The sequence below is a fragment of the Paenibacillus sp. BK033 genome, assembly GCF_004345425.1.
In the GTDB taxonomy this organism is placed as follows: domain Bacteria; phylum Bacillota; class Bacilli; order Paenibacillales; family Paenibacillaceae; genus Pristimantibacillus.
Window position 1 is genome coordinate 1 of the sequence record NZ_SLVP01000024.1, and the last position, 6,893, is coordinate 6,893.

Annotated in this window: 4 protein-coding genes, 1 pseudogene and 1 riboswitch; of the genes and pseudogenes, 1 reads left to right on the forward strand and 4 read right to left on the reverse strand. The window is 42.0% G+C overall.

From position 1 onward, the window contains the following. Nucleotides 1–82 precede the first annotated feature (82 nt). From EV294_RS29955 to EV294_RS29965, 3 genes and pseudogenes are all read right to left on the reverse strand, one after another. A pseudogene (locus tag EV294_RS29955) lies at nucleotides 83–890 on the reverse strand (IMP cyclohydrolase). A 44-nt stretch (nucleotides 891–934) separates the two neighbouring features. After that, a riboswitch (ZMP/ZTP riboswitch) is annotated at nucleotides 935–1,012 on the reverse strand. Between the two features lie 105 nt (nucleotides 1,013–1,117). Beyond that, nucleotides 1,118–1,309, reverse strand: a complete 192-nt coding sequence (locus EV294_RS29960; RefSeq protein WP_132313635.1) for a hypothetical protein — start codon at nucleotides 1,307–1,309, stop codon at nucleotides 1,118–1,120. Between the two features lie 161 nt (nucleotides 1,310–1,470). Then, the gene (locus EV294_RS29965; protein ID WP_165930854.1) at nucleotides 1,471–1,947 is read right to left on the reverse strand and encodes an NUDIX domain-containing protein; all 477 of its coding nucleotides are present in this window, start codon (nucleotides 1,945–1,947) and stop codon (nucleotides 1,471–1,473) included. Nucleotides 1,948–2,325: 378 nt separating this feature from the next. Here EV294_RS29965 and EV294_RS29970 point away from each other — a divergent pair, with 378 nt between their 5' ends. Continuing rightward, nucleotides 2,326–5,646 carry a beta strand repeat-containing protein gene (locus EV294_RS29970; protein WP_132313639.1) on the forward strand — a complete coding sequence of 1,107 codons (3,321 nt, stop codon included), beginning with the start codon at nucleotides 2,326–2,328 and terminating at the stop codon, nucleotides 5,644–5,646. A gap of 297 nt (nucleotides 5,647–5,943) precedes the next feature. On the opposite strand, the gene EV294_RS29975 is transcribed toward EV294_RS29970, so the two are convergent. Continuing rightward, a complete protein-coding gene (locus EV294_RS29975; protein WP_132313641.1) occupies nucleotides 5,944–6,321 on the reverse strand; it encodes a hypothetical protein in 378 nt (125 codons plus the stop codon). Between the last annotated feature and the right edge of the window lie 572 nt (nucleotides 6,322–6,893).

Sequence of the window (6,893 nt, forward strand, 5' to 3'; positions counted from 1 at the left end):
AAGCAAGCTGTTCGCAGGCTTGAGAGTCTTGGTTTTCAGGTTGCTCTTTCTGCCTCAGAGGCCTCTTAACCGTCCTAATCTCTCATAATTTCGAAAGAATCACAGTTTTAAAAAAACATAAAAGCTGGGCTTGTTTTCGTGCTGCCATTTTTGGGTCTGAGCTAAGAGTAATTTTCGGGGTAGTTGAATGCTTATTTCGAATTATTAAGTTTATTTCCTGATTCTGCACATCAACAAATTTTACTAATAATGCAATTTTGTTCTCAGAATTAATACGTTCCCAGTAGTAGTCTGCTATTTCATCAATTGAGTCGGAGAGTGGTACTTCAAATGGATCACCTTCAAATGGTTTAAGTACACCATCCAGTTCTGATTTATAAGTATGTATACAATGACCTATTCCCTTCTTGAAACGGCTGTATTGATACAGGCTACGTATGAAAATTGAAGGGTCGTTGTCTTGTGTTCTAAGAATTGATAAGCTGTATTGCTTAAGATCTGTGTTAATTATACCTGAAATTCTTGGGGTAAAGTGAGGAGCATCTGGTTCAAACTCTCTAAGTATTAATGATTCATAAAATGACCTGTATTTCTTTAATCCTTCATAAATAGTTTCAGTTTGATCACCATTAGAGACAATGTGTACGTTATCCCAATGTCGAATAGGATAGTAAATTATGAGCGAAGGGTCCTCCACTAGATCAGGATCAAAGGCTTTGTTTTTTATACTAAAGCCTTCTTTCAAATACTCGATTTCTACTGTTCGTGCTTCTTCCCATAATCCAATACACCTGTACATAATGCGATCCTGAAGGAGTCATACCTACAATAAACGTTCTTCCGGGATAAGGATTCTCAAACAAAGCGTGTTGAAGTTTGTTCATCTGCATCTGCTCCTCTCGAATAAACACAAAGAGGTAAGGGGAATCCCCCTTACCTCTGCCCAGGCGTACGGCTCTAACTTATATGCTTCCTCATGGATCTCCATGCTTCGCCAGTCACATATAAGGCTCTAATTTATATCTATAATACCAATTTCTCTCAACACTTATCAATGCATTGTTTTTATTTGTAGCATATACTATCGTTCCCCTTTAGCTTAATGATAATTGAAATTCTACTCCGGAAAGCTACGCTCCTTACGTCTCTTTTTCCTCATATTTAGCTTATCTATGAGAAGCATTAATATATGTACCATAGTAATAAGGGCTGCAAGCTGTATAGCCTTAGTAATGGTAACCTCTACAAAGTAATAACTCAGAAGCAAAGTGGCACAAAAATATAAACCAATACCCAGAATTGACTTCATCTTTTTACCTCCTTCGACTTACTGATTTTACCACTTTCTAATCTACCTGTATTGAGCCATCCTGCCCGTTAGTTGAGAAAACGGCAGCTCATCATGTGATAAGCTGCCGTCGTGCTGTCTTGAACTATAGTTTCCCGATAGCTTAATGCCTCAATTTAATTTCAAGCTAAAACTTCATATTTAGTCCAGCTATTGTTAGTTTGGACTGCTTTCTGTAGTTGACGCAACCCATTATTATTCAAACGATATGCAAGTATCATTTCTTTCGTTAAGTCGATTACCAATGGATCTCGTAATGCTTCTTCTACTGGTATAAATCTAGCCTCAGAAACCTCATAACCATCGATACAAACAGTACCCGAAGTTACTTCCATTTCAAATACTAAGTATATTCCATGTTCACTGCCGTTCGGAATAGCTCTAATACCATCTCTCACACCAATAAGGCTTTTTATTTTGGCTGTCAATCCACTTTCTTCTTGCACTTCTCTTATTGCGGCTTCCTGAAATGTTTCCCCTTCGTCAACAAAACCTCCTGGTAACATCCAGCACCCATTATTTGCTCCATAAGTAACTTTTACAAGAAGAACATGACCATCTTCTACAATTAAACCAGCTGCAGTACAAGATACATTCATCTCCACACCTCCGCCAACTAATTTATGGTAATTATAACCTACGAGCATTATAGTATTAAATAATTAAAACCTATGTCTTTATTTAAATTACCTATAGAAAAAGAAGGGGTGATGATTAAGCATAACTGCCCTTTACCTTAATAAAAAAGAGCAGCTGCCGTCAGTGGCAAACTGCTCCTAGGTGGCTGAACTATTGTCTCCCGTTAGTTGAAATTTTCAATGTTAGGGTCTATGAGAACCAATCAATGAAGGGGATTATATCCGATATAGACTAATATTACTAGGATAGTTTATACTCAATAAGTCCTAAGTTTTGTCAAATTTCGATATGTTCACTCAAAAGAGTGTTGATATAATTTCGCAAAAGGAGGAAACAGAATGTTCCAACGCAAGTCCAAGCTTCGCCGTTCCGCGATGTTGATTACAGTATTCGCGATGCTGTTCTCGACATTGTTTGCAGGTATGGCGTCTGCTCAACTCGGTGACCCGGAGTATTTGATCACACCGCAGGGCGGCTACAACTACAATGCGGGAGATCAAGTTATAGTTGATGTTTTCGCATCGGATCTTAACATGATTCCAAACAGCAATTATTTTATGGGCGGCTCCATCGTGGTCGAGTTTGACAAAAACGTATTTGATATGTCGGAGTACGGAGTTGACATATCAGGCGGGAATAAGTCAATGTATCAGATAGGTGGACAGTACATTGATTGGAATGGGCAAATAGAGCTAGGTCACTTCACCAAACAAGTTCTCTACTTGCCAGACGGTGAAGGAAGTGGTCGAGGCACCATAATAGCAAACTTCAACCCTACTTCCGATGACGACATCTCCACTGTTGGTGATGTTCGACTATTTAGCTTCATACTTCGTGTTAAATCCGATGCTCCCACTGGACTTGGAAACATTACGATTAATAGCACGAACAGCACTCTCATGAAGGGTGGCGGTCAAGTTATTGATCGCACAATGATTCAAAACGGTGTACTTGCACTTAACATTACTGGTGCATCTCCTACCATCACGAGCCTTACTGCAAGCCCTAGCTCTTTGGCACTAAACATGGGTGATACTGCACAACCTATCACCATTACGGCTAACTGGAGCAATGGCACTACAACTAACGTAACGGGATTGGCTGATTGGACGATCTCGAACGGTAATGTTGATTTCGATAGTGGTAACACCTTCCTTCCTATTAGTGTAGGTACATCTACTATCAACGCATCGTACAATGGTCTGTCTGTTGACATTCCAGTAACGGTTTCTCCTGAACCTGCTCCAACGTTGTCCTACATTGACGTTGTTCCGTCTGTGGGGACACTTCAAGTTGGTGCGACTCGCAACCTTGTAGTGAACGCTACATGGAGCGACAATTCTCAAACGGTAGTAACGTCTAGCACTTCTTGGGTGTCGAGCGATTCCGAAATTGCTTCTGTTGACTCTGATGGAGTAGTAACTGCACTAAGCGCAGGAACTGCGACTATTACAGGTACGTTTAATGGTCAGTCGGGTTCTTACACCGTAACTGTCCAAAATCCACCCCTTCCTGCAACATTGGTTTCGATGGTAGCCCAACCTGATGGTTATGTTCTAAATGCAGGTAGTTCCACAAGTGTTGCAGTAAGCGGAACTTACTCCGATTCGAGCATTTTCCCTATTTCGGCTAACAACATCTCATGGGTTAGTGATGACCCTAACATTGCAACTGCCTTTAATGGTGTTGTAACAGCCCACAATGCAGGATCGACAACGATCAATGGTTCTTACCAAGGTATTAACGTAACGATTGACGTAACGGTCAATGGGGTACAGGCTCCGACTTTCGTTGGTTTGTGGTCGAACGGTACAACTCCAACGCTCCAAGTTGGTGAAACATATCCTATCACGTTGAAAGAGGTCTACTCGGATAACTCGAAAGTAGACATCCCACCACTGGTAGTAACGTACAACTCCGACAATTTGGCTGTAGCCAACGTTAACCCTTTCACAGGGGTAATCACAGCTAACGGTGTAGGTGTTGCGAATATCACTGCAGTGTACAATAACCTACCTGCAGTTCAGTACATGGTAACGGTTCAATCTGCTCCAGTTCAGCCGACTCTGTTGTCTATGACTGCAAACCCTGGCTTCTTGCCTTTGGTTGTAGGTCAAACGGTTACTCCAATAATTACGGGTCTGTACGACAATGCTTCTACGGCTGACTTAACAAGCCAAGTTACATGGTCATCGACTAACCCTGCCACAGCATCTGTTGATGCGAATGGAGTAGTTACGGCTGTTACACCTAACATGGGACCTGTCTCCATCGTGGCTTCGCTTAATGGAGTTACTGTTTCGATTCCAGTTTCGGTGTCTGCTGCACAGTTGACAGTAACGAGTGTTACGATTCAAAGTCAACCCCCTTCGATTCCAGTAGGAGCTTCGGGACCAGTTTACGCATCTGCATTGCGTTCGGACAATTCGATTATCACTAACCTTGGTAGCTTGGCGACTTGGACTTCTTCCAATCCTGCTGTTCTCTCCATTGATAACACAGGGTTCATCGAAGCTCTGAGTGTCGGTACTTCCACGTTGACGGTATCGTATGGTGGTCAATCGGATTCGGTTCTTGTTACGGTTGTAGCAGGTGAGCCTGTTCTTACGGGTCTGACGGTTTCTCCTACGTCTACCTCTTTGACGGTTGGTGGTACACGTGCTTCGGTAGTAACCGCTGTATACAGCGACAGCACTACGCCTGCGGTAACTTCCCAAGCTACGTATACGTCCAGTAACACAGCGGTCGCTACTGTCTCCGAGGCAGGGGTAATTACAGCGGTTAGTGCAGGAACGGCTACGATCACGGCTTCGTTCGGTGGTCGCACTGCTACGGTTGCTGTAACAGTAACGCCAGTTATCAGTGGCGGCGGTGGTTCTGTTCAACCTCCAGTAGCACCTGTTGAACAACCTAAACCTCCTGTATTCACGGTTCCGGTTGAACCGACTATAACTACACCTACTATCAACACTGACATCTTTAGTGCTGAAATATTGTTTAACCAGTACAGCAACCTTATCCCTAGTAGTGCAAATCCTAGTGTCGTAGCACCTCAAGGCTCTGCGGCATTCGCTGACGTTGCTAAAGGTACTTGGAGCGATGCTGCAATCGGCTTCGGTCAAGCTACTGGTATCATTCAGGGTGATGGTAACGGTCACTTTAATCCTGATGCTGCTGTAACTCGCGCCGAGTTTGCTACGATGATCCTTAATGCATTCCATATCCAAGGCACTCCTAGCACTGGATACGCTGATTCCAATAGTCATTGGGCTTCGGAAGCTATCAACATCCTAACCTCTGCAGGTGTCCTGAAGGGGTACGGTGATGGTACGTTCCGTCCAGACGCTGAAATCTCTCGTCAAGAGATGGCGGCTGTCCTGTCTCGCTTGATTAACAAAGCTACGCCTACTACCAACAACTTCAATGATATTGCAGGTAGCTGGGCGGCTGATTCGATCAACGCGCTGAGCAATGCGGGTATTGTAAATGGTACGGGTAACGGTCTTTTCAGCCCTAACGGTGATGCAACTCGCGCTGAGTCGATTCAAATGATCTACAACCTGATCAAGGTTCTTGTTGGTCAATTGAACTCCACGAACCCTGAGTTCGCTCCTGCGTCTAACGTAACGGATACTCCTGTAGTTAAGCAAAACGGTTAATCACTCGCGCAAGCCAAGAAAGAGCATGGTTCTTAATTGAGCCATGCTCTTTCTCTTTGTCTATTCTTCTCAAATCAATTCAATCAATCATAATCTTGATATTCGAAGTTACCCGTTTCTATCCGTTTAATAATATCCTCGAGTTCTTCAATTTTACCTTGTTTCATATATAGAGATTCACTAGTCTTAAGAAAATGAATCAGTTTTTTCTTCTTAAGATGTGATAACCTCTTCTGTAAATAACATAAGAGTTCTTGATTGTTTACTCACTCAAACCCACCTCTCAATTGCACTTGTCTAATTTATTTTATATGTAATTTTCTTAGCCGCTACTAAGTAACCTAATTCATTTGGACAATCTTCTGGAGCAAATCTAAAAACTTGATAACCAACCTCTATACCAAACATTCTGTTTATTATTTTAGCTTCTTCACCTTCAAGTAACGTTATAACACTTTTTGATGTATCCGTATGCCAAGTCGTATGGACTAGAGTGAACAAAACTTCGCTAAAGTATATCTCAATCATCGGAGGGTATGAAAGACTTAACCCACCTGTTATTGTCAATCTGTCATTTATATAACTGTCTACACTAAAATCAAACCAAAAGTTTTTTTGTATGAAATTATTTATTTGCTCAACGATTAATTTGATTTCTACTTGTTCAATGTTCATCGTAGTTCCCCTTTCAATACTCTAAAGGCAACAAGAATCACTTATCTTTACAATACCACATATTGGAACTATCCTCCCTCTATGGAGAATCACTTTTCTCTTAAATTCTCATGTTTCCTTAGATTTTGAACGTTTTTCTTTCATACCAGACAATCATTAGATGGAACAAGGTTGTAGAAGATGTAAAATATGGGGCGGAGAAAGCGCAAAAATATATCCACCCAGACCACTCGTTTTAAAAAGTGGACATTCTGGAGATATATGGTCGCACTCTTGGATCTCCACTTAGGCTCATGGCGGTCAACCCTCCCATGTCTCACAGAGTCTTCGCTCCCACATTCCTTCATTCAACCTGTCCATGAGGTGGAGGTCGGATATGCTGCCCGACAGGATCTTCGTCCGTATGATAGTTCTGTTCCGACTCATCCGTGCTTCAATTGTCTGTATTCCGTTCTAATGTTCTACTAAGAAAGCATAGAATCTAAGCTGCTAACGACAATGTTGTAAACTGGGGGATATCCTGTAACATCGTTTCTTCACTAAACCAATGCCCCTTTTTCAGGACACCAAAG

Bases quoted from the DNA above. Each gene is read 5' to 3' on its own strand.
- EV294_RS29960 (WP_132313635.1), bottom strand. From the start codon at position 1,309: ATGAAGTCAATTCTGGGTATTGGTTTATATTTTTGTGCCACTTTGCTT.
- EV294_RS29965 (WP_165930854.1), bottom strand. From the start codon at position 1,947: ATGAATGTATCTTGTACTGCAGCTGGTTTAATTGTAGAAGATGGTCAT.
- EV294_RS29970 (WP_132313639.1), top strand. From the start codon at position 2,326: ATGTTCCAACGCAAGTCCAAGCTTCGCCGTTCCGCGATGTTGATTACA.
- EV294_RS29975 (WP_132313641.1), bottom strand. From the start codon at position 6,321: ATGAACATTGAACAAGTAGAAATCAAATTAATCGTTGAGCAAATAAAT.